We start from the raw sequence: 24,529 nt of genomic DNA, 5'->3' as shown, positions 1-24,529 counted from the left end.
AATTCACCACGTCGGCGCTGTCCTCGCGAGAAGACGGCTGAGAACCCGCGGCGGTGCAAGCGGGCAGCGCAGGAGCAAGCGGCTCCGCCGCTTCGAAAAGCCAATCGGATGAAGGAGGAGCCGTGCGAGACGCGGTGATCGTGGAAGCGGTGCGGACGCCCGTGGGCAAGCGCAACGGCGGCCTGTCGGGCGTGCACCCGGTGGACGCCTCGGCGCACGTGCTGCGCGGCCTCGCCGAGCGGACCGGCATCGACCCGGCCGAGGTCGACGACGTCGTGTGGGGCTGTGTCAGCCAGGCCGGGGAGCAGACCGGCGACATCGGCCGCACCGCGGTGCTCGCGGCGGGCTGGCCGGAGAGCGTCACCGGCGTGACCGTCGACCGGCAGTGCGGCTCGTCGCAGCAGAGCGTGCACTTCGCCGCCGCCGGGCTGGTCGCGGGGCACTACGACGTGGTGGTCGCGGGCGGTGTCGAGTCGATGAGCCGCGTGCCGATGGGCTTCTCCGCGCAGGGCGCGAACCCGCTGGGCGAGCAGGTGCTGGCCCGCTACGGCGGCGTGCGCCCCAACCAGGGCATCGGCGCGGAAATGATCGTCGAACGCTGGGGCTTCTCCCGCGCCCAGGTCGACGAGTTCTCCCTCGCCTCCCACGAGAAGGCGGCCGCCGCGCAGGACGCGGGCGCGTTCGACGACCAGCTGCTGCCGCTCGCCGGCGTGACCGCCGACGAGGGCGTGCGCCGCGGCGGCTCGCTGGAGAAGCTGGCCGCGCTCAAGCCCGCGTTCCGCGAGGACGGCGTGATCACCGCGGGCAACAGCTCGCAGATCAGCGACGGCGCCGCCGCGCTGCTGATGACCACCAGCGAGAAGGCCGCCGAGCTGGGCCTGCGGCCGATCGCGCGCGTGCACACCGCCGTGCTCGCGGGCGACGACCCGGTGATCATGCTGACCGCGCCCATCCCGGCGACGCACAAGGCGCTCAAGCGCAGCGGCCTGTCGATCTCCGACATCGGCGTGTTCGAGGTCAACGAGGCGTTCGCGCCGGTGCCGATGGCGTGGCTCGCCGAGACCGGCGCCGACGCCAAGACCCTGAACCCGCACGGCGGCGCCATCGCGCTCGGGCACCCGCTCGGCGCGAGCGGCGCGCGGATCATGACCACGCTCGTGCACCAGATGCGCGCCGCCGGGATCCGCTACGGCCTGCAGACGATGTGCGAAGGCGGCGGGCAGGCCAACGCGACGATCCTGGAGCTGCTCTCGTGAGGGAGCTTGCGACCGAACCATCCAGCACCATGCTCGCCGACGTCGTGATACTGCCGCGGCTTGCCGCGTCCGGTGAGGAGGCGGCATGAGCGAGTTCCGCGAGAAGGTCCGCGCGTGGCTCGCGGAGAACGTGCCCGACGGCGAGGAGCTGGAGACCGCCAAGCGGTTCCAGGCCGCGCTGTACGACGCCGGGCTGGCGGGCCTCACCTGGCCCGCGGAGTTCGGCGGGCAGGGGCTTTCCGGCGCCGAGCAGCAGGTCTTCGACCAGGAGTCGGCCTCCTACGACCTGCCGAACTCGGTGTTCCGCATCGGCATGGGCATGTGCGGGCCGACGATCGTCGACCTCGGCACGCCCGAGCAGAAGGCGCGGTACCTCCGGCCGTTGCTGCGCGGGGACGAGATCTGGTGCCAGCTGTTCTCCGAGCCGGGCGCCGGTTCCGATGTCGCGAGCCTCCAGACGAAAGCGGTGCGTGACGGGGACGAGTGGGTCATCAACGGGCAGAAGGTGTGGACGACGGTCGCGCACCTCGCCGACCGCGGCGCGCTGCTCGCCCGCACCGACCCGGACGTGCCCAAGCACCAGGGCCTGACGATGTTCCTCATCGACATGCACGATCCCGCGGTCACCGTCCGGCCACTGAAGGACATGACCGGGCGCGCCCCGTTCAACGAGGTGTACTTCGAGAACCTGCGCGTGCCCGCCGACGCCGTGCTCGGTCAGGTCGGCCAGGGCTGGCTCGCCGCGGTCACCATGCTCGGCCACGAGCGCGTGTCGATCGGCGGGTTCGTCCGCAAGCGCCACGACCCGCTGGCGCACGAGAACCTCGCCAAGCTGGCCCGCAAGTACGGCCGCGACACCGATCCGGTGGTGCGCGCCGAGCTGGCGAAGCTGTACGCGGCGGAACGGGCGCTGGCGTTGTTCAACGCGCGGCTGCGCCAGGAGGCCGAGGCCGGCTCGCCGCCGGGCGCGCGGGGGTCGGTCGCCAAGCTCGCCGGTGCGCAGCTGATGCAGCAGGCCGTGGCGGTGGCGGGGTTGATCTCCGGGCCGCACGCGACGGCCTGGGACCCCAGCGACGTGGCCGCGAACGAGCTGGCGCTGGCGATCAACCAGACGCCGTCGGCGAGCATCGCCGGGGGCACCGACCAGATCCAGCGCACCATCATCGGGGACCGGATCCTCGGCCTGCCCCGCGAACCCGTCGTCGACCGCGACGTGCCCTTCCGCGAGCTGCGGGTGGGCACGCAGCGCCGTGGCTGAGAGGAGAGGGATCGTGCAGCTGGTGCTCGACACCGAACAGCGGCAACTGCGGTCGACGGTGCGGAAGCTGCTCGCCGATCACAACGACGTCCGGTCCGTTGTGGACGGTGGAGAACGCTACGACCGCGCGCTGTGGCAACGCCTGGCCGGTGAGCTGGGGCTGACCGGGCTCGTCGTGCCGGAGGAGCAGGGCGGTGCGGGCGCGGGCCACGTCGAACGGTGCGTGGTGCTGGAGGAGCTGGGCCGCGCACTCGCGCCGGTGCCGTTCTTCGCATCCGCGGTGCTGGCCGTGGACGCCCTGATGGCGTTGGGGGACACCGAGTTCCTGCCCGCGCTGGCGTCCGGTGAGAAGATCGGCGCGGTGGCCTTCGAGGGGGTGACCGCGTCCGAGCGCGACGGCGGCTGGGTGCTGGACGGGCAGGCGCCGTTCGTGCTCTCCGGTGACGTCGCCGAGCTTTTCGTCGTGTACACGGCCTCGGGATGGTTCGTGGTCACCGGGGACGTGCACCGCACGCCACTGACCACATTGGACTCCACGCGTGGGCAGGCGAAGCTGGAGTTCTCCGCGACTCCCGCGTCCCGGGTGGACACCGCGGATCCCGCCGCGGTACTGGACAGGGTGCGGGACCTCGCGTCCGTGGCGCTGGCGGCAGAGCAGGTCGGCGGGATCGCGAAGGTGCTGGAGACCACCGTCGAGTACGCCAAGGTGCGGGTGCAGTTCGGCCGCGCAATCGGCTCCTACCAGGCGGTCAAGCACGCGCTCGCGGACCTCTACAGCACGAGCGAACGCGCCGAGTCCCTGCTGCGCCACGCCGCCTGGGCCGCCGACCACGACCCGGACGCGCTGCCGCTCGCCGCCGCGGCTACCCAGGCGTTCACCGGTCCGGCGTACTTCCAGGCGGCGGCCACCGGTCTGCAGCTGCACGGCGGCATCGGCTACACCTGGGAGCACGACGCGCACCTGTACTACAAGCGGGCCAAGAGCAGCGAGCTGCTGTTCGGTGGCCAGGACGTGCAGCTGGCCCGCCTCGCGGACCGGCTGGAGGAGTCGCGCCGGTGAGCTACGGGGAGATCACCTACGAGGCCGCCGACGGGATCGCCACGATCACGTTGAACCGCCCGGCGCGGCTCAACGCGTTCACGCTGGAAATGGCGCACGAGCTGATCGCGGCGTTCGGCGAGGCGGACGCCGACGACTCCGTGCGCGTGGTCGTCGTGACCGGTGCCGGGCGCGGGTTCTGCGCGGGCGCGGACCTCGAACGGGGGGCGGGCACGTTCGACAAGGACGAAGTCGGCGAGGTGCGAGGTTTCGGCGAGATCGACGGCGTGCCGCGGGACGCCGGAGGCGCGGTGGCCCTGCGGATCGCCGCGTGCAAGAAGGTCGTCATCGGGGCGTTCAACGGCCCCGCGGTCGGCGTCGGCGTCACGATGACCCTGCCCATGGACATTCGCATCGCCAGTGAGAGCGCGAAGTTCGGGTTCGTCTTCGCCCGGCGCGGCATCCTGCCCGAAGCCGCCTCGACGTGGTTCCTGCCGCGGATCGTCGGCATCTCGCAGGCGATGGAGTGGGTCGCCACCGGCCGCGTGTTCGACGCCGCCGAAGCCCGCGCCGGCGGGCTCGTGTCGCGAGTGGTGCCGCCGGACGAGCTGCTCCCCGCGGCACGGGCGATCGCGCGGGAGATCGCGGACAACACGTCGGCGGTCTCCGTCGCGGTGTCCCGGCAGCTGCTGTGGGGGATGCTCGGCTCGGCCACGCCGTGGGACGCCCACCGCGCGGACTCACGAGCGTTGCTGCAGCTGGGCGCGGGCAAGGACGCGAGGGAAGGGGTGCTGGCCTTCCTGGAGAAGCGCCCGGCGCAGTTCCCGGGCCGGGCCGGGAGCGACTACCCCGAGGGCGTGCCCCCGTTCCCCGGCGAGCCGTGAGGTCAGAAGTTCAGGTAGCCGCCGTCGACGGTGATGCTGTCGCCGGTGTGGAACGCGCCGGCCGGGCTCGCCAGGTACACCGCGAGCGCGCCGAAGTCGTCCGGGCGGCCCCAGCGGCCCACCGGCATCCGCGGCAGCACCCGGCGCTGGAAACCCTCGGAGTCCAGCGCCGGCGCGGCCAGTGGCGTGTGGACCCAGCCGGGCACGATGGCGTTGGCGCGGATGCCGTGCCGGGCCAGCTCGACCGAGATCGACCGGATCATCGCGATCAGCCCGGCCTTGCTCGCGGCGTAGGCCTGCCCGCGCGGCTGGCCCTGCACCGCCGCCACGCTCGCCGTGCCGACCAGGCTGCCGCCCGTGCCCTGCTCCAGCATCCGCCGGGCCGCGGCGCGCAGCGTGAGGAACGCGCCGTCGAGGTCGACCCGGGTGACGCGGCGGAACTCCGCCAGCGACGTCTCGGTGAACCGGGCGGACACCCCGGCGACCCCGGCGTTGACGAAGCAGGAATCCAGGCGCCCCAAGGACTCCGCACTCTGTGTCAGCGCAGCGTCCACTTCGTCCTCGTCGCCGACGTCGCAGCGCACCGCGAGCACCTTCGTGCCGTGGCGGGCGAGCTCGGCGGCGGCCTGGTCGTTGCGCTCGGCGTTGGTGCCCCACACGGCGACATCGGCCCCGGCGGCCGCGAGCGCGTGCGCCATGGCCAGGCCGATGCCCGAGTTGCCGCCGGTGACCACCGACGCGTGCCCCGTGAGGTCGAACGGGTTCGTCATTTCGCCGATAGTGCCTGAGTTTCCGGTTCCCGCGCAAGGAGAGTGCCCATGGACTTCGAGTTGCCCACGGCGCTGCGGCAGCTGCTGGCCGAGCTGGACCAGTTCCTGGAGGACGAGATCTGGCCGCTGCAACGGCAGGACGACAACGAGCGCTTCTTCGACCACCGTCGCGAGTTCGCGCGCACCGACTTCGAGGGCGGTGGCACGCCCAGCGAGGACTGGGAAGCGTTGCTGGAGGAGATGTTCACGCGTGCCGACCGCGCGGGCTGGCTGCGCTACGGGCTGCCGGAGGAGGCCGGTGGCCGCGACGGCGGCAACCTCGACATGGCGGTGATCCGCGAGCACCTCGCGGCGAAGGGCCTTGGCCTGCACAACGATCTGCAGAACGAGTCCTCGGTGGTGGGCAACTTCCCGTTCGTCCACATGTTTCTCGCGTTCGGCACGCCCGAGCAGCGGGAGGAGTTCGTCGAGGGCATGATCACGCGCCGCAGGCGGGTCGCGTTCGGGCTCACCGAACCCGACCACGGCAGCGACGCGACGTGGCTGGAGACGACCGCGGTGCCCGACGGCGACAGCTGGATCCTCAACGGCGCCAAGCGGTTCAACTCCGGCCTGCACTCCGCGACGCACGACGTGATCTTCGCCCGCACCTCGGGCGACGGCGGGGACCCGCACGGGATCACGGCGTTCATCGTGCCGACCGACTCGCCGGGGTTCTCGGTCGACTTCCACTGGTGGACCTTCACCATGCCCACCGACCACGCCGAGGTGACGCTGCGCGACGTCCGCGTGCCCGCGGCCGCGGTGTTCGGTGAGGTCGGCGAGGGACTGGCGCTGGCGCAGCACTTCGTGCACGAGAACCGGATCCGCCAGGCCGCCTCCGGGGTCGGTGCCGCGCAGTACTGCATCGACCGCAGCGTCGCCTACGCGCGGGAACGCGTCACCTTCGGCCGCCCGCTGGCGGAGCGGCAGGCGATCCAGTGGCCGCTGGCCGAGCTGCAGACCGAGGCCGAGCTGGTGCGCACGCTCGTGCGCAAGACGGCGTGGGAGCTCGACCGCACCGACCATCTGCTGATCAGCGACAAGGTGTCGATGTGCAACTACCGCGCGAACCGGCTGGTGTGCGACGCCGCCGACCGCGCGATGCAGGTGCACGGCGGGCTTGGTTACACGCGGCACACGCCGTTCGAGCACATCTACCGCCACCACCGCCGCTACCGGATCACCGAGGGCGCCGAGGAGATCCAGCTACGCAGGATCGCGGGCTACCTGTTCGGGTTCGCGGGGCCGGGCAGGCGATGAACGAGCTGGCGGAGGCGCTGGGGCGCAGGCTGGGCGCGGAGATCTCCGGCCTGCGGCGCCTGACCGGTGGCGCGAGCCGGGAGACCTGGGCGTTCTCCGCCGAACCGGGCGGGCGGCTGGTGCTGCGCCGCGATCCGCCGGGAGACAGCAGGCCCGGCGAGATGGCCCGGGAGGCCGCGTTGCTCGCGGTCGCGCGCGAAGCGGGCGTCCCGGTACCGCGGCTGGTCGACTTCTCCGCCGACGCGGCCGTGCTCGGCTCGCCGTACCTCATCACGGAGCACGTCGACGGCGAGACGATTCCGCGGAAGCTGTTGCGGGAACCGGAGTTCGAGGGCGTGCGGCCGAAGCTCGCGGCGGAGCTGGGCCGGGTGGCCGCCCGCATCCACGCCATGCCGCCAGTGCCTGGCTTGTCCGATGTGGACGCACTAGACTCCCTTGTGGACACTTATGACGAGATCGGCCGTCCCCTCCCGTCGCTGGAGATCGGGCTGCGCTGGCTGCGGGAGCACCGGCCGGAACCGGCGGGGAATACCGTGGTGCACGGGGACTTCCGCACCGGCAACCTGATCATCGGTCCGGACGGCCTGGCCGCGGTGCTCGACTGGGAGCTGGCGCACCGCGGCGACCCGCTGGAGGACCTGGGCTGGCTGTGCGTCAAGGCCTGGCGGTTCGGCTCACCGCACCCGGCGGGCGGGTTCGGCAGCCGGAAGGACCTGCTCGACGGGTACGCCGAGGTGGCGGGGTTCCGGCCGGATCCCCCCGCCCTGCACTGGTGGGAGGTGTTCGGCACGCTGCGGTGGGCGGTGCTGTGCCTGCACCAGGCGGAACGGCACCTGAGCGGGCGGATCCGGTCGGTGGAGCTGGCGGCGGTCGGGCGGCGGGTGTGCGAGCAGGAGCACGACCTGCTGGAGGCCCTGGGTTTTCCCGCCGCTCCCGCCGAGATCGCGGCGGGCGCGGCGTCGGACCTGCACGGCAGGCCGAGCGCGGCGGAACTGGTCGAGGCGGTGGGGGAGTTCCTGCGCACGGAGGTCATGCCCGGCACCGAGGGGCGGTTGCGGTTCCAGGCGCGGGTGGCGGCGAACGCGCTGGGCATCGTCGAACGGGAGCTGCGTCACGGCGACGCCCAGGAACGGCGGCACCGGGAAAGGCTGGCCGCGCTGGGTTTCGCGACGCAGGCGGAGCTGGCGCGAGCCCTGCGGGCGGGCGAGGTGGAGCCGGCGGACGTGCTGCCCGCCGTGCGGGCCGCGGTCACCGACCGGCTGCTCGTCGCGAACCCGCGCCGGCTGGATTGACCGAAAACGCCACGAACGCCCCTTCTGCCGTCCTACGCTCGCCCCATGACATTTCGCCGGATGTTTCTGGTCGTCGTGCTGGCTCTCGCCACCGTCCTCACCGGGACGGCCACGGGCAGCGCCACGGAGGACGGCCGGCAGTTGTTGTTCTTCAACCACGCGTTCGGAGTGCTCGACCGGGAGACCGCCGATGCCATCGAGAACTCCGCCTACCTGAGGGAGTTCGCGAACTTCCAGCTCCGCACCACCACCGGTGCCGGCGGGCAGACCTGGACGGGCCGCTACCTGATGGGCCGCGAGACCTACCTGGAGCTGTTCGGGGCCGGTGACGTGCCGGGACAGGACGGGAACCTCGGTGCGGGCGGCCTGGGCGTTTCGACCGAGCACGCGGGCGATCTGCCCGCGGTGTCCGACCGGCTGGCGGCGCAGGGCGTGACACCCGTGCCGTTCCAGCAGACGCGCGACTTCGGCGACGGCGTGCCGGTGCCGTGGTTCGACGCCGTGCTCACCACCGAGCAGTACGACGCCTTCGACGCCTGGGCGATGGAGTACCGGCCGGAGTACTTCGCCGACCCCCGCAGCAACACCGAACCGGCGAGCTATCCCGGTGACGTCAGCCGCGAGCGCTACCTGCCCGACGCCTACCGCGACCACCTCATGCGGGACGTCGGCGCGGTCCGGTTCGCCGTCACCGAAGGCGACCTCGCCGACACGGTCCCGCTGCTGCGCGCGGGCGGGTTCGCGGTACGGACCGTGCCCGGCGGAGTCGTCGCCTCCGGCGGCGGCACCACGCTCCGGTTCGACGTGGTGCCGCTCGACCAGGTGGGGCTGCGGCGGATCGAGTTCGTGCTGAACGCCCCGGTGGCCCGGCACGAGGAGCGGATCGGCCACTCCACGCTGGTCGTCGGCCCGGGCGCGCAGGCGGTGTGGACCTTCGACGGACGGTGACCGCTACCGGTCCGCGGTGAGGGCGATCTTGCCCCGCCGCGGCCCGGTTTCCGCCAGGGCGTGGGCTCGGGCGGCTTCGGGCCCGGCACGCCTTCGGCCACCGGGGTGGCGCCGAGCCCGGCGACGAAGTCGTGGCTCTCCGCGCGCGCCCGGCCGAAAACCGTTGCGCCACGGGCGATCGCGAGCTGCACGGCGACGTTGCCGACACCACCCGCGGCACCGTCGGCGAGCAAGGTCATCCCGTCGGTGACAGCGAGCGCGTCCAACGCCCTGGTCGCCGAGCTCGTCGATCGTGCCCGCCGCGTCCACCCCGGGAACGTGCGGCAGGGCGAGGTGTTGCGCGGCGGGAGTGGCGCCGGACCGCAGCCCGGTGTCCACCGGCGACACCGCTGGCCGACCCCGACGCGGGCCGGGCGCTGCGCCGCGTGATCACGCGGTTCGCGCAGTGGCAGCTGAGCGACCGCGGGCTGCACGAGGTGCTCTTCGGCGGCGGCGAGGCGTTCGCCGACCAGCGGAGGGCGCACGCGCGGGGGCTGGACCGCCTGGTCGAGCACGCCCGCCGCGCGGGGGCGATCCGTCAGGACGTGACGGCGGAAGACGTCCACGTGGGCCTGCTGGCCATCGCGTCGTTGCGCACGCGGTCGCGCCCCGTGATGCGGCGGCTGGTGAACCTGGTGCTGGCCGGGCTCACCCCTGCTGAGCCCGGCGCACGATCTCCAGCACGCGCTCCGGCTCCGGCACGTGCCACAGGACGAGCGGCGGGATGACCACGCCGTCCTGCCGCGTCCCGGCGACGGCGCCGCTCTTCGGGTCACCGAAGGCCACCGAGCCGTCGAGCAGCTCCGGCGTCTTCAGCTCCGAGAGCAGCTCGTCGCGCCGGACGGGAATGCCCCAGACACGGTCCTCGACGAGGATGCGGCGGTCGGTGATGGTGTAGTCGCCGGTCATCAGCTGGTTTCGCGTCAGCAGCACGCGCGGCACCAGCGAGAGGGCGAGGAAAGCGGTCAGGCCCACCGCGTAGTACGGCAGCTGGTCCAGCTTGCCCAGCAGGGCCATGAGCAACGCCGTCAGCCCGATGCCGAGCACGAGCGCGCCCAGATCCGTGAGGTACTGCCGCCGCGAGCCGAGGCGTTGCGGCGACTTCCCTTGCCACAGCACGGTTTCACTCACCGGAGAACCGGCTCCACACCTTGCCCGCCGCGCCGGAGACGGCTTCCCCGACCTCGCTGAACACCTTCGCCAGCGGGTCCGCCGACGTCGCGAGCGCCTCCTTGTAGGAGCGGGCGGCGGCTTTCAGGTCCTCGCTCCAGTCGCTCGCCGGCTGGTCGTCCTCGCGCCTCGGGTACTCGCCGGCGAGGATCGCGCGGTACTCCTCGTCCGCGGCCCACCGCTGCAGCTGTGCGGCGCGGACGACCGCGAACGGGTGGGTCATGCCCTCGACGTGCCGCAGCTTGTGCAGGCTGTCCCGCACGTCCTCGACGGACTCGTACTCGGCCGCCTGCTCCAGGAACGACCGGATGTCCACCCGCGCCGGATCGGTGCCGCCCGCCAGCAGGACGTGCACGCGCAGCGCCGCGGCGGGGTCCTGCCCGCACAGCAGGCCCGCGCGGTCGCACGACAGTTCGGCCTTGCGGAACCACTCGCGCAGCGCCGCGAGGATCACCCGCAGCCCGAGCGCGCCCACCGGCAGCCACGCCATGGACAGCTGCAGCTGCAGGAGGCGCAGCATCATCGTGCGGTAGACGGCGTGCCCGGACAGCACGTGCCCCATCTCGTGCCCGATCACGAACCGCAGCCCGTCGGCGTCGAGGAGGTCGACGGCGCCGCTGGAGAGGACGAGGAACGGCTCGTCCATGCCGATCGCCATCGCGGTGACGTCGGGATCACGCGCCACGAACAGGTTCGGCACGCGGTCCAGATCCAGCACTTCGGCGCACTCGTGGCGCAGCCGGTCCAGCCCGGGGTACTGCCGCGGCCCGACGCGGATCGCCGACGCGAGCGCCATCAGCCGCTCGCCGCGCTCGCTGAACGCCCCCGCCACGGTCCGCAGCACCTGCGCGAACCCGGGCACCGCGCGCAGGGTCGCGAGCGCCCCGCGGTCGACGGGGTGTTCGTAGGCCCGCGGGCTGATCCCGGGCAGGCGCACCAGGGCACGCGTGATCTCGTCAGTCACTCCAGTGTGATCGCCGCGGCGCCGGAAGTGTTTCAGCCGTGCAGCGTGGGGCGGTAGACGAGCTCCTGGATGCGGCCGTCCAGCGTCCGGTTTTCGAGGAGTTCGAGGTCGAAGTCGGCGGCGTTCTCGAAGATCCGGTCCGCGCCGGTCCGCCCGGTGATCACGGGGAAGAGCGTCACCTGGACGCGGTCGACCAGCCCGGCGGCCATGAGCGCCCGGTTCAGCGACAGGCTGCCGTGCGAGCGCAGGGGCACGCCGGACTCCTCCTTGAGCCGGGCGACGACCTCGACGGCGTCCCCGGGCAGGACGGTCGCGTCGGGCCAGTCGAGGGGTTCCTTCAGCGTGTTCGACACGACCGTGGTGGGCAGGTGCCGCATCCGGGTGACCCAGGGGTCGCGCACGTCGTCCCCTTCGGTGCTCGCGGCCAGCATCTGCGTGAACGCGCGGAAAGTCGTGGCGCCGAAGACCATTCGCTGCTCCTCGCGGTACAGCGCGAGGCGGTGTTCGAGCAGCTCGGGCCCCTGCTTGCCCCAGTAACCGGTCCAGTCCCCGGTGGCGGCGCCGAAGCCGTCGAGACTGGAGAAGACGTCGAAGGTGTAGGTAACGGTCATACAGGTGCAGACCCCGGCGGCGGCCGGAACTCATCGCCCTACGGCAGCCCGTTGCGCTTCACGACGTCCGCGTACCAGCGGGCGCTCGCCTTGGCCAGGCGGTGCTGCGTCGCGTAGTCCACGTGGTACAGGCCGAACCGGCGGCCGTAGCCCTCCGCCCACTCGAAGTTGTCCAGCAGTGACCAGCAGAAGTACCCCCGCACGTCCACGCCCGCGTCGATCGCGTCCGCCAGCGCGGACAGGTGGCCGGCCAGGAACGCGATCCGCTCCTCGTCGTCCACCCCGCCCTCCGGGTCGACGTAGTCGTCGAACGCCGCGCCGTTCTCCGTGATCAGCACCGGCGGCAGCCCCGGGTAGTCGGTGCGCAGCCGCACCAGCAGCTCACGCAGGCCGTCCGGCTCGATCGTCCAGCCCATCAGCGTGCGGGGCAGCTTCTCGGGCAGGACCTGGTGCGCGTCGAGGCTCGGGTGCACCGGGTGCGGCACGTCGCGGTCGCCCGAGGCCACCCACGTGCGCGTGTAGTAGTTGACCCCCAGGAAGTCCAGCGGCGCGGCGATCGACTCCAGGTCACCCGGCTCGGCGTCCGCGAACCCGTACCACTCGATCATGTCCTCCGGATACCGCCCGGCCAGCAGCGGGTCCAGGAACCAGCGGTTCTGGCACCCGTCCACCCGCCGGGCCGCGTCGGCGTCCTCCGGCGTCACGGGCCGCACGGGGGAGAGGTTCACGGTGACGCCGACCTGCCCGCTCGTTTCGCGCAGCACCGGCACCGCCGCGCCGTGCGCGCACAGCAGGTGGTGCGCGGCGAGCAACGCGGAGCGCCCGTCGGCGATTCCCGGCGCGTGGCGCCCGCTGCCGTAGCCGACGAACGACGACACCCACGGCTCGTTCAGTGTGATCCACCGCGGCACCCGGTCGCCGAGCGCCTCCGCCACCACCTCGGCGTAGCGGGCGAACGCGTCGATCGTCGCGCGGTTCGTCCAGCCACCCCGGTCCTGCAACGCCTGCGGCAGGTCCCAGTGGTAGAGCGTGACGACCGGCTCGATGCCCCGCGCGAGCAGGTCGTCGACGAGCCTGCGGTAGTGGTCCAGACCGGACTGGTTGACCTGGCCCGTGCCCTCGGGCAGGATCCGCGGCCACGCCAGGGAGAACCGGTACGCCGACACGCCCAGCTCGGACAGCAGGGCGAAGTCCTGCTTCCAGCGCCGGTAGTGGTCGCACGCGATGGCCCCGGTGTCCCCGTGCCGGACCGCGCCCGGCGTGGCGCTGAACGTGTCCCAGATGGACGGTCCCCGGCCGTCGGCGGAGACGGAGCCCTCGATCTGGTAGGCGGCCGTGGCCACCCCCCAGCGGAACCCCTCCGGCATCGCGCGCATCAGGCCCTCCTGGCGAGTTCGTTCGCGGTGTGTAGGACTGCGGAAAAGTCGGCGGACGGGGCGCCCCGGACACCGAACGTGACGGACTCCCCGGGCAGCAGCGTGACCAGCGCGCGGTCGGGCACAGCGCTTTCCGACACCTGGTCCGCGAGCAGCGTGAGGTCGACCAGCAGGCTCTCCGCGGTGACCGTCAGCTCGCACCCTTCGGCGACGGTCCGGGACTCCACCGAGTAGCGCGCCTCCGGCAGCCGGAGTTCGAGGTCGGGCGCGGAAAACCACGTCGCACGGGGAGAGCCCGGAACGTCGGCCACGAACACGTCGGTGGCGGAACCTCCGACAGGAACCTCCTGCCGCGTGACCCCACGGGGCGGCACGGAAAGCTCCGACGACTGTGCTTCTTCGCTTCCGTCGAAGGAAACCCGCCGCAGCAGGGCCGGAGCCTCCCACGGCGTGTCCGTGTCGTTGATCGCGCTCAACACGAGCTTGCCGTCCCGCTCGCCGAACGTCACCAGCCGGTCGGCGTAGCTGTCCCGCAGCGCGTACCAGGCCGGTTTCAGCCGCCCGTCACCGTCCACAACGGACCAGGAGATGACCGGCCAGCAGTCGTTGAGCTGCCACACGATCGTTCCGGCGCACCGCGGAGCCTGCGCGCGGAAGTGCTGGACGCCGAGGCGGACCGCCCGGGCCTGGTTGAGCTGCGTCGCCCAGTGCCACGCGGGAAATTCCGCGGGCACGGGAAAGTGCTCGGCCAGCCGGCGGTCGAGCTTCGCCGGGCCGTCGGCCGCCTTGTTGTGCCGCACCACGCCGGGAGACCGCGGGGTGAGCGGCTCGTCGGTGACCGCACGGCGCAACGTGGACAACGCGGGCGCGCCGCAGAAGCCGAACTCGGCGGCGAACCGCGGCGCGTAGTCGAGGTAACCGAGGTAGTCGCGCTGGTTCCACACGTCCCACACGTGCGTGCACCCGTGGTCCGGATCGTTCGGGTGGCGGCCGGCGGAGACCGACCAGGGGCTGCTGGGGCAGTAGGGCCGGGTGGGATCCAGCTCGGCGACGATCTTCGGCAGCAGGTCGGTGTAGTAGCCCAGCCCCCACGTCCGGTCGCCGAGCCGCTCGCGCCAGCCCCAGTCCTCGTGCCCCCAGAGGTTCTCGTTGCTGCCGTTCCAGAGCACGAGACTCGGATGCGGCGCCAGCCGCGTGACGGCCTCCCGCGCCTCGGCGGCGACCTCGCCCCGCAGCGGCTCCTCCTCGGGATAGGCCGCGCAGGCGAACAGGAAGTCCTGCCAGACGAGGATGCCCTGGGCGTCGGCGAGGTCGTAGAAGTCGTCGCTCTCGTAGATCCCGCCGCCCCACACGCGCAGCAGGTTCACCCCCGCCGCGGTCGCCTGGGCGAAGCGGCGGGCGTAGCGCTCGCGGTCGACGCGGTGCGGGAAGCAGTCGTCCGGAATCCAGTTGGCACCCCGGGCGAACACGGGTTTCCCGTTGACGACGAACCGGAACGAGGTGCCGTGCTCGTCGGGGCTCGTGTCCAGCGCCAGCGACCGGAACCCGACCGCGCCGGACCAGCTGTCGAGCTCGGTGCCGTCCGGCTGCGCCAGGACGACTTCGAGCGGGTACCGGTGCTGCTCACCGTACCCGCGTGGCCACCACAGCCGCGGTTCCGGCACCTCCAGGGTGACCACTGTGGACTCGCCGGTCACCGTGGCCTTGAACTCCTGGCCGTCGCATCGCACCCGGACCAGCACGGGATCCGCGTCCTCCCGCTGGAGCGCGACGTGCACCGCCACCCGTCCGGTCTCGCCGTCGACCGTCGCGAGTGGACGGACCGAGGCCAGCCGAGCCCGGCGCCACGACTCCAGCGCGAGCGGGCGCCAGATGCCCGCGGTGACGAGGTCCGGCCCCCAGTCCCAGCCGAAGTTGCACGCCATCTTGCGCACCAGGTTGTACGGGTGCGCGTTGGTGTGCGGCCGGTCGCCGTAGTGCGCGCGCATCGCCTCGGCGTGGTCGAGTGCGCTGGTGAAGGTGACGGCGAGGCGGTTGGTGCCGGGCGTCAGCAGGTCCGAGACGCCGAACCGGTGGGTGCGGTGCATGTTCGCTGTCGTGCCGACCTCGGTGCCGTTGAGCTCCACCCGCGCCACGGTGTCGAGGCCCGCGCACACCAGGTCCACAGTGGACTCGCCGGGCTGGTGGTCGAACTCCGTCTCGTAGCGCCAGTCCACCCGGCCGATCCAGGCCAGCCGCGCCTCGTTGTCGTCCAGGTACGGGTCGGGGATCAGCCCCGCGGCCAGCAGGTCGGTGTGCACGCAGCCCGGCACCGTCGCCGGCACGGGGGCCGCGGCGACCTCCGGCGGCACGGCACCGAGCCCGGAGCCGCCGACCGGGGTCAGCCGCCAGCCGTCGTGGAGGGTGCGCCGCTGCAGAGCCATGCTCTCGTGTGTACTGAGGTTAACCGGTTAAGTCAATGGTGATCGGCTAGGGTTCGCCCGGGAGGAGCCGCGCGAGGACCGGAAGAGGTGGGAATGAAGCGCCCGACGATCGCCGACATCGCCAAGGCGGCGGGGGTGTCGAAGGGGGCGGTCTCGTACGCGCTCAACGGCAGGCCGGGGGTGGCCGAGTCGACGCGCGAGCGCATCCTCGAGATCGCGCGGAGCCTCGGCTGGGCGCCCAGCAGTGCGGCCAGGGCGCTGTCGGACGGCCGGGCGGGCGCGATCGGCCTCATCGTCGACCGGCCCGCCAGGGTGCTCGCCGCCGAGCCGTACTTCATGCAGCTCATCGCCGGCATCGAGACGGCACTCGCGGACGGCCCGTTCGCGCTGCTGCTGCAGGTCACCGACGATCCCGAGGCCGAGCTCGCGACCTACCGGCGCTGGTGGGCCGAGCGCCGCGTCGACGGCGTCCTCATCGTCGACCTGCGGATCGGCGACCCGCGCGTGCCGCTGCTCGCGGAGCTCGGCCTGCCCGCCGTGGTGCTGGGCCGCCCGGAGGACGGCGACCGGCTGCCGTGCGTGTGGACCGACGACGGCGCGGCGATGACCGAGGTGCTGCACTACCTCGCCGCGCTGAACCACCGCGACGTGGTGCGGGTCGCCGGGCCCGCCGGTTTCGTGCACACCCGCACCAGGACCGCCGCCTTCGACGCCGCCGCCGCGGCGCTGGACCTGAACGCGCGCACCGTGCACACCGACTACTCCGACGAGGAGGCGGCCGTCGCGGTGCGGCGGGTGCTGACCGCGGCGCGGCGGCCCACCGCGATGGTGTTCGACAACGACGTCATGGCGATCGCCGCGCTGGGCGTGGCCCAGGAGCTGGGGCTGTCCGTGCCTGGTCAGCTCTCGATCGTCGCGTGGGACGACTCGGCCCTCTGCCGCCTGGTGCGTCCCGCGCTGACGGCGGTCAGCAGGCCGATCCCGAAGCACGGCGAGGAGGCGGTCCGGCTGCTGCTGTCCGTGCTCGCCGGGGAGGCCGCCGCGGATGTCCGGACGACCCAGCCGGTGCTGGTTCCCCGGGCAAGTACGGCCGTGCGGCATTGACAACTTAACCGGTTCATTGCCATCGTGTGACTCGCGTCACCAGCGTCCCTACTCCACCGGGAGCGAACGTGAGGTCATCGAAGACCGCGGCCGTACTGGCCGCCCTGCTGCTCGTGCTGGGGCTCACGGCGTGCGGCTCGGGCTCCTCGTCCTCGGACGGGAAGACCCTCACCTACTGGGCCAGCAACCAGGCGAGCAGCCTGGACGAGGACCGGCAGGTCCTGCAGCCGGAGCTCGACAAGTTCGAGCAGCAGACCGGTATCCACGTGAACCTGGAGGTCATCGCGTGGCCCGACCTGCTCAACCGGATACTCGCGGCGACCACCAGCGGCTCCGGTCCCGACGTGCTCAACATCGGCAACACGTGGTCGGCCTCGCTGCAGGCGACGGGAGCGTTGCAGCCGTTCGACGACGCCACGTTCGCCAAGGTCGGGGGCCGGGAGAAGTTCCTGGCCAGCAGCCTGGCCGCCACCGGCGCCGCCGGGCAGCCGCCCGCGGCGGTGCCGCTCTACGGCCTGGCGTACGGGCTGTTCTACAACAAGAAGAAGTTCGCCGACGCCGGGCTGAAGCCGCCGACCACCTGGCAGGAGCTCCTGGACGCGGCGAAGAAGCTCACCGACCCCGCGAAGGGTGAATGGGGGATGGGGGTGGAGGGCGCCAGCTACACCGAGGGCGCGCACTTCGCCTTCATGTTCGGCAGGCAGCACGGCGCGCAGCTGTTCGCGAACGGCGAGCCGGGCTTCGACTCCCCGCAGATGGTGGCGGGGGTGCGGCAGTACGTGGACCTGCTCTCCAGCGGGGTGGTCAACCCCAGCGACGCCGAGCACGAGAACAACACCGAGCTGATGCGCGACTTCGCGAGCGGCAAGACCGCGATGATCATGTTCCAGAACAACGCGGTGACCCCGCTCAAGGGCGACGGGATGGACGAGAGCCAGTACGGTGTCGTGCCGATCCCGGTCGTGGACCCGCTCCCGCCCGGTGGCGCGAAGGTCTCCAGCCACGTCGCGGGGATCAACATCGCCGCCTTCGCCGGCAGCAAGAACCTCGACGGCGCGCTGAGCTTCATCAACTTCATGACCGGGGTGGACGAGCAGAAGACGCTCAACGCCAAACTCGGCTCGCTGCCCGTGGTGAGCGCCGCGTACCAGGACCCGCAGTTCCAGACGCCGCTCATCGGCACGTTCCGGCAGGTGCTGGCGGACGCGGCGGAGTCGATGCCGATGATCCCGCAGGAGTCGCAGTTCGAGACCCTGATCGGCACCGCGGTGAAGGACCTGTTCGCGCAGGCCGCGAGTGGCACGCGGGTCGACGACTCGGCCGTCAAGGCCAAGCTCGCGGCGGCCAACCAGCAGATGAAGAGCGGCGGATGACCCTACGGACACCCGTGCGGCCGGCCACGCAGGCCCGGCCGCACGGCCACCGCCCGCGCCGCTCCGGCTCGCGGCGCTGGCTGCCCTACGCGCTGCTGCTGCCCGCGCTGGTCGCCGAACTGGCGGTGCATGTCATCCCGATGCTCGTCGGCATCTGGATGAGCGTGCAGCAGATCAACCAGTTCACGTTGCGGAACTGGACGCGCTCGCCGTTCGTGGGCGGGGACAACTTCGCGCTCGCCGCGAACCTCGCCTCCCCGGCGGGGGCGCAGCTGCTGCACTCGTTCCTGGTGACCCTCGCCTACTCGGTCGTCGTCGTGGCGGTGTGCTGGCTGCTCGGCCTGGCCGGCGCGGTGGCGCTGCAGAAACCGTTCCCCGGCAGGGGGATCCTGCGGACCCTGTTCCTGGTGCCGTTCGCGCTGCCGGTCTTCGCCGCCGTCATCACGTGGCGGTTCATGCTGCAGCGGGACACCGGGCTGGTGAACCGCGTGCTCGTGGACGGGCTGGGGTTGTTCGACGAACGGCCGTTCTGGCTCGTCGGCGGCAACAGCTTCGCCAGCCTGGTGGTGGTGACCGTGTGGCGGCTGTGGCCGTACGCGTTCCTCACCATCACCGCGGGGTTGCAGAGCATTCCGCAGGAGCTGTACGAGGTGGCCGAAGTGGACGGTGCCGGAGCGTGGCAGCAGCTGCGGCGGGTGACGCTGCCGATGCTGCGCCCGGTCAACCGGGTGCTGATGCTCGTGTTGTTCCTGTGGAGCTTCAACGAGTTCACGGTTCCTTACACGCTCTTCGGGGCGGCGGCGCCCGCGCAGGCCGACATCCTGGCCGTGCACATCTACCAGTCCTCGTTCGTGACGTGGAACTTCGGGCTCGGCTCGGCGATGTCGGTGCTGGTGCTGGCGTTCCTGCTGCTGGTGTCCGGGGTGTACATGTTCGTCTCCGGACGGAGGAACGCCGATGCGCGATAGCGCTGCCGTGCGCGCGGTGCGCGTCGTCGTGATCGTGGTGCTGACGGTCTTCGTCGCGGTGCCGCTGTACGTGATGCTGGTGTCGTCGGTGAAACCGCTGCGCGACGTGCAGGGAGCCTTCACGGTGTGGCCGTCGAAGTTCACCCTGCAGCCGTTCGTGGACATGTGGCGGACGGTGCCGCTCGCGCAGTACTTCGTGAACAGCGCCGTGATCTCGCTGGGTGCGAGCGTCCTGTCGGTGCTGATCGCGATCGTGGCCGCCTACGCGCTGAGCCGGTACCGGTTCCGCGCGCGGACGGGGTTCCTCGGCATGGTGCTGTCGACCCAGATGCTGCCGGGGGTCCTGTTCCTGCTGCCACTGTTCCTGATCTACGTCAACCTCGACCGCGCGACGGGCACGTCGTTGTTCGGCAGCAGGTTCGGGCTCATCGTCACGTACCTGACGTTCGCGCTGCCGTTCGCGATCTGGCTGCTGGTGGGCTACTTCGACTCGATCCCGCGCGAGCTGGACGAGGCCGCGCTCGTGGACGGCGCAACGCCGATCGGCGCGCTGGTGCGGGTCGTCCTGCCCGCCGCGCTGCCCGGCGTCGCGGCGGTGACGATCTACGCGTTCATGACGGCGTGGACCGAGGTGCTGTTCGCGTCCGTGCTGACCACGACCGAGACCCGCACGCTCGCCGTCGGCCTGCGCGCGTACGCGACCCAGGTCGACGTGTACTGGAACCAGGTGATGGCGGCGTCCCTCGTGGTGAGCGTCCCGGTGGTGGTGGGCTTCCTGCTGCTGCAGAAGGCACTCGTGCGGGGCCTGACCGCGGGAGCGGTGAAGGCGTGAGATCCGTTCAGGACAGCCAGAACGTGGCCCGCTCCTGGTCGCCTCTCCCGTGTGGACGGACGACGGTGAGCCGGCTTCCGTCGTGGCCGACGTAGGCGGCCGGATCGGCCGACAGGCGCAGCGACACGGCACGGTGGTCGGCGAGACCGGGCACGCGCACGAAACCCGAGGCGTGACCGTAGGCGTCGGACTCCGTGTACGGGTCGATCCGCAGGGTGGTGCCGTCCACCACGACGTAACGGTCCGGGAAGTTCACCGACTGCAGCGCCGTGCGGCCCGGCTCCAGGAAGCCCGGCACGAAGCGGAACTGGCTGTCCGCCAGCTCCCGCACGTCCGGGTCCACCCGCAGCACGTAGTCGGAGTGCCGGACGTACGCGCGCGGGGCGTCGTAGGGCGAGAACCGGACGGCCGGCCCGCCCTTGCCCACCGGCACGCCGAAACTCGGGGTGCCGTCGTCGTGCCAGTACAGCTTCTGCACGCGCGTGTGCCGGTTCGGGTCGAACAGCGGGTCGCCGGTGATGTCGCGGTAGTCGCGGGCGTGGTAGACCAGCACGTCGGTCTTCCCGTCCTCGGCCACGGTGAACGAGTTGTGCCCCGGCCCGTACTGCTTCGTCTGCTCGTTGGTCGTGAACACCGGCTGCGGCGACTTGCTCCACGAGGCCGGGTCGAGCAGGTTCGAGCGCGCGTCCGCCGTCAGCAGTCCCATGCAGTACCGCGCGTCCGTCGCGCTGGCCGAGTAGGTGATGAACACGCGGCCGTTGCGGACGAGCACCGCCGGTCCCTCGTTGACCTTGAAGCCCTGGATCTCCCAGTCCAGGGTGGGCACGGAGATCCGCACCGGCGCGGTCGCCAGCGCCAGCGGGGACGCCATCTCGGCGAGGTAGAGGTTGCTGTTCGTGTCGATGCCCGGTTCCTTCTGCGCCCACAGGAAGTACCGCTTCCCGTTGTGCTCGAAGGAGGTCGAGTCGAGGGTGAACGTGTCCCAGGCCGTGCTCATCTGCCCGCGCAGCACCCAGCCGTCGGCGCGCGGGTCGGCCGCCCGCTGCTCCAGGACGTAGGTGCGGATGCGGAACGGGTCGTCGGAGTCGCCCGCCGCGAAGTAGATGTACCACCGGTCGTCGATCCGGCACAGCTCCGGCGCCCAGATGTAGCCCGCCATCCGGCCCGCCGCCGGCCGCCGCCACACGGTGCGTTCCCGGGTGGTCGCGAGGCCGTCGATCGTCGGCGCGCCCCGCACGACGACGCGGTCGTACTCGGGCACCGAACCCGTGAGGTAGTACATGCCGTTCACGGGCCGGGTGAGGCACGGGTCCGCGCGCTGTTCGACGAGCGGGTTCCGGGTGGTCAGCTCGAACGGTCCGGCCGGGGCGGGCGAGGCGCTCGCGGCGGGGGACCAGGCCAGGGTGGCGGCGGCGCCGGTCGCCGCGCCGAACAGCGCCCGGCGGCCGAGGGTGGGATTGATCATGACGACCCCTTCGGTGGAATCGTGATCCGGTGGTCCCAGCGGAATGTGATCGCTAACATCGCGTGCGACGGAATCGGACGTTACGAACGGACCCGGCCCGCGGTCAAGGAAAAACCGGAAGCTTGGGCCGTCCGGTGGAGTGCCACGCCGGGCAGTTGACCGCGACGCCGTTATCGCCAACACTCGGCGCGGGAGGTGGCTGAAACGGCACGCAACGCCCGGCAGCCCGCGCTGACCGACGTCGCCGCGCTGGCCGGGGTCTCCCACATGACCGTGTCCCGCGTGATCAACGGCGGGCCGGTGCGCGCGGACACCCGCCGCAAGGTGCTCGCGGCCATCGAGGAGCTGGGCTACCGCCCGAACTCCGTCGCGCGCGCCCTGGCCACCGGCCGCTCGCGCACGCTGGGCGTGGTGGCGCTGGATTCGACGCTGTACGGCCCGGCGAGCACCCTGTTCGGCATCGAGCACGCGGCGCGCGAAGCGGGGTACGCGATTTCGATCGCCAGCGTCGGCCGGTCCGAACCCGCGACGGTCAAGGCGGGCGTGGAACGGCTGCGTGCGCAGGGGGTGGAGGGCATCGTGGTGATCGCCCCGCACGTCGCGGCGCGGCCCGCGCTCGACGTCGTGCCGGTGGACGTGCCGCTGGTCGCGGTCACGGCGACGGCGGAGGTCGCGGTGCCGGTCGTGGCGGTCGACCAGGACGACGCCGTGCGGCGGATCCTGGCGCACCTGTTCTCGCTGGGGCACGAGACCGTCTGGCACGTCGCCGGGCCGCGGGACTGGCTGGAGGCGCACACCCGCGAGGACACCTGGCGGGCGGTGCTGACCGAGCGCGGCGCGCGCGTGCTGCCGGTGGTGCGGGGGGACTGGAGCCCGCGGTCGGGCTACGAGGCGGGGCGCGCGCTGCTCGCCGAACGCGGGGTGGACGCGGTGTTCGTCGCCAACGACCAGATGGCGCTCGGCGTGTTGCGGGCCTTCGCGGAGGCGGGGGTCGCGGTGCCGGAACAGGTGCACGTGGCGGGGTTCGACGACGTGCCCGAGGCGGCCTACTTCTCGCCGCCGCTGACCACCGTCCGCCAGGACTTCCTCGCCCTCGGGCGGCTCACCTTCGACCGGCTGCGGCGGTGGATCGAGGGCGTGACGCCGCCGGAACGGTCGACGGTTCCGGCGGAGCTGATCGTCCGCGACAGCACCCGGCTTGCCTAAAGCCTTTAGGAATTGCTAGCCTCTCTTTAGGCAAACGAGGAGAGGGTTGTGGCACGCGCGGGACTGAGCAGGGAACGGCTCGTCGAGGCGGGGGCGGAGCTGGCCGACGAGGCCGGGTTCGCGCAGGTCACCGCGTCGGCGCTGGCCAAGCGGTTCGACGTCAAGGTCGCGAGCCTGTACTCGCACGTGCGCAGCACGCAGGACCTCAGGACCGGCATCGCCCTGCTCGCGCTCGCCGAGCTGGCCGACCGGGCCGCCGAGGCGCTCGCCGGGCGGGCCGGGAAGGACGCACTGGTCGCGTTCGCCAACGTCTACCGCGACTACGCCCGCGAGCATCCGGGGCGTTTCGCGGCCGCGCAGCTCCGGCTCGATCCAGAGACCGCGGCCGTCAGTGTCGGACGCAGGCACTCGCAGCTGATGAGGGCGATCCTGCGGGGCTACGCCGTGCCGGCGGAGGACGAAACGCACGCCGTCCGGCTGCTGGGCAGCGTCTTCCGCGGGTTCGTCGACTCCGAGGCGGACGGCGGTTTCAGCCACAGCACACCGGACTCGCAGGAGTCGTGGGACCGGATCCTGGAGGTCCTCGACTCGCTGCTCACCACCTGGCCGAGGGGACGGAAATGATCACCACCGACATCACCGCCGAGCTGGTGCGCGGCGCGCAGGAGCTGGAGCGCACCGCGCACGGCCTGCTGCCGCACCGGCTGCCCGCCTGGGCCCGCGCCCAGTGCGCCGACCAGCAGCTCGCGATGGCCGAAGCCCAGCCGTCGGGCGTGCGGCTGGCGTTGCGAACCCGGGCCACCGTCGTCGAGCTGGACACGCTGCCCACCAAGCGCGTCTACGTCGGGGCGCCGCCGCGCCCGGACGGCGTGTACGACCTGCTCGTCGACGGCCGCCTGGCCGCCCAGGCGAGTGCGTCCGGCGGCAACACCGTGCGCACGGACCTGACCACGGGAGCGGTCGAAGAACTGTCAGGTCCTGTTGCGACAGTCCACTTCGGTCTCGATGCCGGGCTGAAGGACGTCGAGATCTGGTTGCCGCACAACGAGATCACCGAGCTGGTCGCCTTGCGCACCGATGCGCCGGTCGAGTCCGCCCCGCCGCGGGGGGACCGGGTGTGGCTGCACCACGGCAGCTCGATCAGCCACGGTTCCGACGCCGCGAGCCCGAGTGCGACCTGGCCCGCGGTCGCTGCCGCGATGGGCGGGGTGGAGCTGGTCAACCTCGGGTTGAGCGGCAGCGCGCTGCTGGACCCGTTCACCGCGCGCACGATGCGGGACACGCCGGCCGACCTGATCAGCGTCAAGATCGGCATCAACCTGGTGAACAGCGACCTGCTGCGGCTGAGGGCGTTCGGCCCGGCGGTGCACGGGTTCCTCGACACCCTTCGCGAGGGGCATCCGGACGTGCCGCTGCTGGTGGTCTCGCCGATCTTCTGCCCGATCCACGAGGACACGCCCGGCCCGGGTGCGTTCGACTTCGCCGCGATGAGCGCCGGCAGGCTCCGGTTCCGGGCCACCGGCGACCCGGCCGAGCGCTCGGCGGGAAAGCTGACGCTGCGCGTGATCCGGGACGAGCTGGCCCGGCTCGTCGCCCAGCGCGCGGCGACCGACGCGAACCTGCACTACCTCGACGGCCGCGAGCTCTACGGCGAGGCCGACTTCGCCGAGCACCCGCTGCCGGACGAGCTCCACCCCGACGCGGCGACCCACCGCCGCATGGGGGAGCGGTTCGGCAAGCTCGCCTTCACCGGGCCTTTCGCCAGCGGCGGCTGATAGTGTGAAGCCGTAGGAGGTCGTCGCCGCGCAGGAGATTGATCTCGATGCGGGGAACACGGACGGGCTGCTGGCGCTCCCCGGGCGGAACCTTCCGCGTGGGGTCCGAGGGCCTGAACAGACGCCGTGGTGGTGCGGTCTCTCCGGGGCATATTGGCGCGAACCGCGGTGCAACATTTGGCAGGGGCGCTTCCCGGTGCGCAACACCGAGGACGACGGCTACGCCGGTACAGCCCCGGTGGACGCGTACCAGCCCAACGGTTTCGGCCTGTACAACGTGTCGGGCAACGTGTGGGAGTGGTGCGCCGATTGGTTCGACCCTGCGCACAGCGCCCGCTCCATGCGCGGGGGCTCATACCTGTGTCACGACTCCTACTGCAACCGCTATCGTGTGGCCGCCCGTACCGCGAACACCCCCGACAGCTCCAGTGGGAACCTGGGCTTCCGCACCGCTACCGGCGGCTGAGCGGAAAC

General features: G+C 72.0%; 23 protein-coding genes and 1 pseudogene. 17 read left to right on the top strand and 7 right to left on the bottom strand.

Features of this window, described 5'->3' with window-relative positions:
* Positions 1–122 precede the first annotated feature (122 nt).
* The 4 genes from FHX82_RS24425 (at position 123) to FHX82_RS24410 (ending at position 4,437) form a co-directional block, all read left to right on the top strand.
* A complete protein-coding gene (locus FHX82_RS24425) occupies positions 123–1,256 on the top strand; it encodes an acetyl-CoA C-acyltransferase (protein WP_145938036.1) in 1,134 nt (377 codons plus the stop codon).
* Positions 1,257–1,341: 85 nt separating this feature from the next.
* Positions 1,342–2,514 (top strand): acyl-CoA dehydrogenase family protein, encoded by a 1,173-nt coding sequence (locus tag FHX82_RS24420; protein ID WP_145938037.1) that lies wholly within the window; start codon positions 1,342–1,344, stop codon positions 2,512–2,514.
* Positions 2,507–3,574, top strand: coding sequence for an acyl-CoA dehydrogenase family protein (locus FHX82_RS24415; protein ID WP_229880351.1), 1,068 nt, complete (start codon positions 2,507–2,509; stop codon positions 3,572–3,574). The genes FHX82_RS24420 and FHX82_RS24415 overlap by 8 nt, the downstream gene beginning before the upstream one ends.
* Positions 3,571–4,437, top strand: a complete 867-nt coding sequence (locus tag FHX82_RS24410) for an enoyl-CoA hydratase-related protein (protein ID WP_145938038.1) — start codon at positions 3,571–3,573, stop codon at positions 4,435–4,437. The genes FHX82_RS24415 and FHX82_RS24410 overlap by 4 nt, the downstream gene beginning before the upstream one ends.
* A 2-nt stretch (positions 4,438–4,439) precedes the next feature.
* Here FHX82_RS24410 and FHX82_RS24405 read toward each other — a convergent pair whose 3' ends face one another.
* The gene (locus tag FHX82_RS24405; protein ID WP_145938039.1) at positions 4,440–5,207 is read right to left on the bottom strand and encodes an SDR family NAD(P)-dependent oxidoreductase; all 768 of its coding nucleotides are present in this window, start codon (positions 5,205–5,207) and stop codon (positions 4,440–4,442) included.
* A gap of 48 nt (positions 5,208–5,255) precedes the next feature.
* Here FHX82_RS24405 and FHX82_RS24400 point away from each other — a divergent pair, with 48 nt between their 5' ends.
* From FHX82_RS24400 to FHX82_RS24380, 5 genes are read left to right on the top strand one after another with little or no spacing between them, the layout of a single operon-like run.
* Complete coding sequence (locus FHX82_RS24400; RefSeq protein ID WP_145938040.1) at positions 5,256–6,509, top strand: acyl-CoA dehydrogenase family protein; 1,254 nt, start codon at positions 5,256–5,258, stop codon at positions 6,507–6,509.
* A complete protein-coding gene (locus tag FHX82_RS24395; protein ID WP_145938041.1) occupies positions 6,506–7,801 on the top strand; it encodes a phosphotransferase family protein in 1,296 nt (431 codons plus the stop codon). The genes FHX82_RS24400 and FHX82_RS24395 overlap by 4 nt, the downstream gene beginning before the upstream one ends.
* Positions 7,802–7,846: 45 nt before the next feature.
* Positions 7,847–8,749 (top strand): DUF5829 family protein, encoded by a 903-nt coding sequence (locus FHX82_RS24390; RefSeq protein ID WP_221216487.1) that lies wholly within the window; start codon positions 7,847–7,849, stop codon positions 8,747–8,749.
* Positions 8,750–8,809: 60 nt separating this feature from the next.
* Positions 8,810–9,178, top strand: a complete 369-nt coding sequence (locus tag FHX82_RS24385; RefSeq protein WP_183176803.1) for a hypothetical protein — start codon at positions 8,810–8,812, stop codon at positions 9,176–9,178.
* Entirely contained in the window at positions 9,175–9,516 is a 342-nt protein-coding gene (locus FHX82_RS24380; RefSeq protein WP_145938042.1) for an SbtR family transcriptional regulator, read from the top strand. The genes FHX82_RS24385 and FHX82_RS24380 overlap by 4 nt, the downstream gene beginning before the upstream one ends.
* Here FHX82_RS24380 and FHX82_RS24375 read toward each other — a convergent pair.
* Genes FHX82_RS24375 through FHX82_RS24355 form a run of 5 tightly spaced genes read right to left on the bottom strand, consistent with a single transcriptional unit; the run spans position 9,437 to position 15,332 of the window.
* Positions 9,437–9,919 carry a hypothetical protein gene (locus FHX82_RS24375; RefSeq protein ID WP_145938043.1) on the bottom strand — a complete coding sequence of 161 codons (483 nt, stop codon included), beginning with the start codon at positions 9,917–9,919 and terminating at the stop codon, positions 9,437–9,439. The genes FHX82_RS24380 and FHX82_RS24375 overlap by 80 nt on opposite strands.
* Entirely contained in the window at positions 9,912–10,922 is a 1,011-nt protein-coding gene (locus tag FHX82_RS24370; RefSeq protein WP_145938044.1) for a M48 family metallopeptidase, read from the bottom strand. Before FHX82_RS24370 ends, FHX82_RS24375 begins: the two co-directional genes overlap by 8 nt.
* A gap of 32 nt (positions 10,923–10,954) precedes the next feature.
* Positions 10,955–11,533, bottom strand: a complete 579-nt coding sequence (locus FHX82_RS24365) for a dihydrofolate reductase family protein (RefSeq protein ID WP_145938045.1) — start codon at positions 11,531–11,533, stop codon at positions 10,955–10,957.
* Between the two features lie 38 nt (positions 11,534–11,571).
* A complete protein-coding gene (locus tag FHX82_RS24360; protein WP_145938046.1) occupies positions 11,572–12,909 on the bottom strand; it encodes a GH1 family beta-glucosidase in 1,338 nt (445 codons plus the stop codon).
* The gene (locus FHX82_RS24355) at positions 12,909–15,332 is read right to left on the bottom strand and encodes a glycoside hydrolase family 2 protein (protein WP_183176802.1); all 2,424 of its coding nucleotides are present in this window, start codon (positions 15,330–15,332) and stop codon (positions 12,909–12,911) included. The genes FHX82_RS24360 and FHX82_RS24355 overlap by 1 nt, the downstream gene beginning before the upstream one ends.
* 93 nt (positions 15,333–15,425) lie before the next feature.
* Here FHX82_RS24355 and FHX82_RS24350 point away from each other — a divergent pair, with 93 nt between their 5' ends.
* From FHX82_RS24350 to FHX82_RS24335, 4 genes are all read left to right on the top strand, one after another.
* The gene (locus FHX82_RS24350) at positions 15,426–16,436 is read left to right on the top strand and encodes a LacI family DNA-binding transcriptional regulator (protein ID WP_145938047.1); all 1,011 of its coding nucleotides are present in this window, start codon (positions 15,426–15,428) and stop codon (positions 16,434–16,436) included.
* Between the two features lie 68 nt (positions 16,437–16,504).
* Positions 16,505–17,809, top strand: coding sequence for an ABC transporter substrate-binding protein (locus FHX82_RS24345; protein WP_183176801.1), 1,305 nt, complete (start codon positions 16,505–16,507; stop codon positions 17,807–17,809).
* Positions 17,806–18,777 carry a carbohydrate ABC transporter permease gene (locus FHX82_RS24340; protein ID WP_145936099.1) on the top strand — a complete coding sequence of 324 codons (972 nt, stop codon included), beginning with the start codon at positions 17,806–17,808 and terminating at the stop codon, positions 18,775–18,777. Before FHX82_RS24345 ends, FHX82_RS24340 begins: the two co-directional genes overlap by 4 nt.
* Positions 18,767–19,609, top strand: a complete 843-nt coding sequence (locus FHX82_RS24335) for a carbohydrate ABC transporter permease (RefSeq protein WP_145936100.1) — start codon at positions 18,767–18,769, stop codon at positions 19,607–19,609. The genes FHX82_RS24340 and FHX82_RS24335 overlap by 11 nt, the downstream gene beginning before the upstream one ends.
* 7 nt (positions 19,610–19,616) lie before the next feature.
* Here the strand turns inward: FHX82_RS24335 and FHX82_RS24330 are convergent, their stop codons facing one another.
* On the bottom strand, positions 19,617–21,074 hold the full coding sequence (locus FHX82_RS24330) for a family 43 glycosylhydrolase (protein WP_145936101.1): 1,458 nt from the start codon (positions 21,072–21,074) through the stop codon (positions 19,617–19,619).
* Positions 21,075–21,269: 195 nt separating this feature from the next.
* On the opposite strand from FHX82_RS24330, the gene FHX82_RS24325 reads away from it, so the two are divergent.
* The 4 genes and pseudogenes from FHX82_RS24325 to FHX82_RS24310 all read left to right on the top strand — a co-directional run.
* Complete coding sequence (locus FHX82_RS24325; protein ID WP_229880348.1) at positions 21,270–22,280, top strand: LacI family DNA-binding transcriptional regulator; 1,011 nt, start codon at positions 21,270–21,272, stop codon at positions 22,278–22,280.
* Between the two features lie 48 nt (positions 22,281–22,328).
* A complete protein-coding gene (locus tag FHX82_RS24320) occupies positions 22,329–22,904 on the top strand; it encodes a TetR/AcrR family transcriptional regulator (protein ID WP_145936102.1) in 576 nt (191 codons plus the stop codon).
* On the top strand, positions 22,901–24,055 hold the full coding sequence (locus FHX82_RS24315) for a GDSL-type esterase/lipase family protein (RefSeq protein ID WP_145936103.1): 1,155 nt from the start codon (positions 22,901–22,903) through the stop codon (positions 24,053–24,055). Before FHX82_RS24320 ends, FHX82_RS24315 begins: the two co-directional genes overlap by 4 nt.
* A 76-nt stretch (positions 24,056–24,131) precedes the next feature.
* Positions 24,132–24,521: pseudogene (locus FHX82_RS24310) on the top strand (formylglycine-generating enzyme family protein); the annotation flags it as partial.
* Between the last annotated feature and the right edge of the window lie 8 nt (positions 24,522–24,529).

This window comes from Amycolatopsis bartoniae (assembly GCF_014191255.1).
Taxonomy (GTDB): domain Bacteria; phylum Actinomycetota; class Actinomycetes; order Mycobacteriales; family Pseudonocardiaceae; genus Amycolatopsis_E; species Amycolatopsis_E bartoniae.
The sequence above is the reverse complement of the archived record's forward strand: the minus strand, read 5'-3'. Positions and strand labels throughout refer to the sequence as shown.

What these genes read in the sequence shown, in the direction of transcription:
- FHX82_RS24360 (WP_145938046.1), bottom strand. Translation starts at nt 12,909, where the DNA reads ATGCGCGCGATGCCGGAGGGGTTCCGCTGGGGGGTGGCCACGGCCGCC.
- FHX82_RS24405 (WP_145938039.1), bottom strand. Translation starts at nt 5,207, where the DNA reads ATGACGAACCCGTTCGACCTCACGGGGCACGCGTCGGTGGTCACCGGC.
- FHX82_RS24315 (WP_145936103.1), top strand. Translation starts at nt 22,901, where the DNA reads ATGATCACCACCGACATCACCGCCGAGCTGGTGCGCGGCGCGCAGGAG.
- FHX82_RS24365 (WP_145938045.1), bottom strand. Translation starts at nt 11,533, where the DNA reads ATGACCGTTACCTACACCTTCGACGTCTTCTCCAGTCTCGACGGCTTC.
- FHX82_RS24400 (WP_145938040.1), top strand. Translation starts at nt 5,256, where the DNA reads ATGGACTTCGAGTTGCCCACGGCGCTGCGGCAGCTGCTGGCCGAGCTG.
- FHX82_RS24395 (WP_145938041.1), top strand. Translation starts at nt 6,506, where the DNA reads ATGAACGAGCTGGCGGAGGCGCTGGGGCGCAGGCTGGGCGCGGAGATC.
- FHX82_RS24330 (WP_145936101.1), bottom strand. Translation starts at nt 21,074, where the DNA reads ATGATCAATCCCACCCTCGGCCGCCGGGCGCTGTTCGGCGCGGCGACC.
- FHX82_RS24420 (WP_145938037.1), top strand. Translation starts at nt 1,342, where the DNA reads ATGAGCGAGTTCCGCGAGAAGGTCCGCGCGTGGCTCGCGGAGAACGTG.
- FHX82_RS24340 (WP_145936099.1), top strand. Translation starts at nt 17,806, where the DNA reads ATGACCCTACGGACACCCGTGCGGCCGGCCACGCAGGCCCGGCCGCAC.
- FHX82_RS24335 (WP_145936100.1), top strand. Translation starts at nt 18,767, where the DNA reads ATGCGCGATAGCGCTGCCGTGCGCGCGGTGCGCGTCGTCGTGATCGTG.
- FHX82_RS24355 (WP_183176802.1), bottom strand. Translation starts at nt 15,332, where the DNA reads ATGGCTCTGCAGCGGCGCACCCTCCACGACGGCTGGCGGCTGACCCCG.
- FHX82_RS24350 (WP_145938047.1), top strand. Translation starts at nt 15,426, where the DNA reads ATGAAGCGCCCGACGATCGCCGACATCGCCAAGGCGGCGGGGGTGTCG.
- FHX82_RS24390 (WP_221216487.1), top strand. Translation starts at nt 7,847, where the DNA reads ATGACATTTCGCCGGATGTTTCTGGTCGTCGTGCTGGCTCTCGCCACC.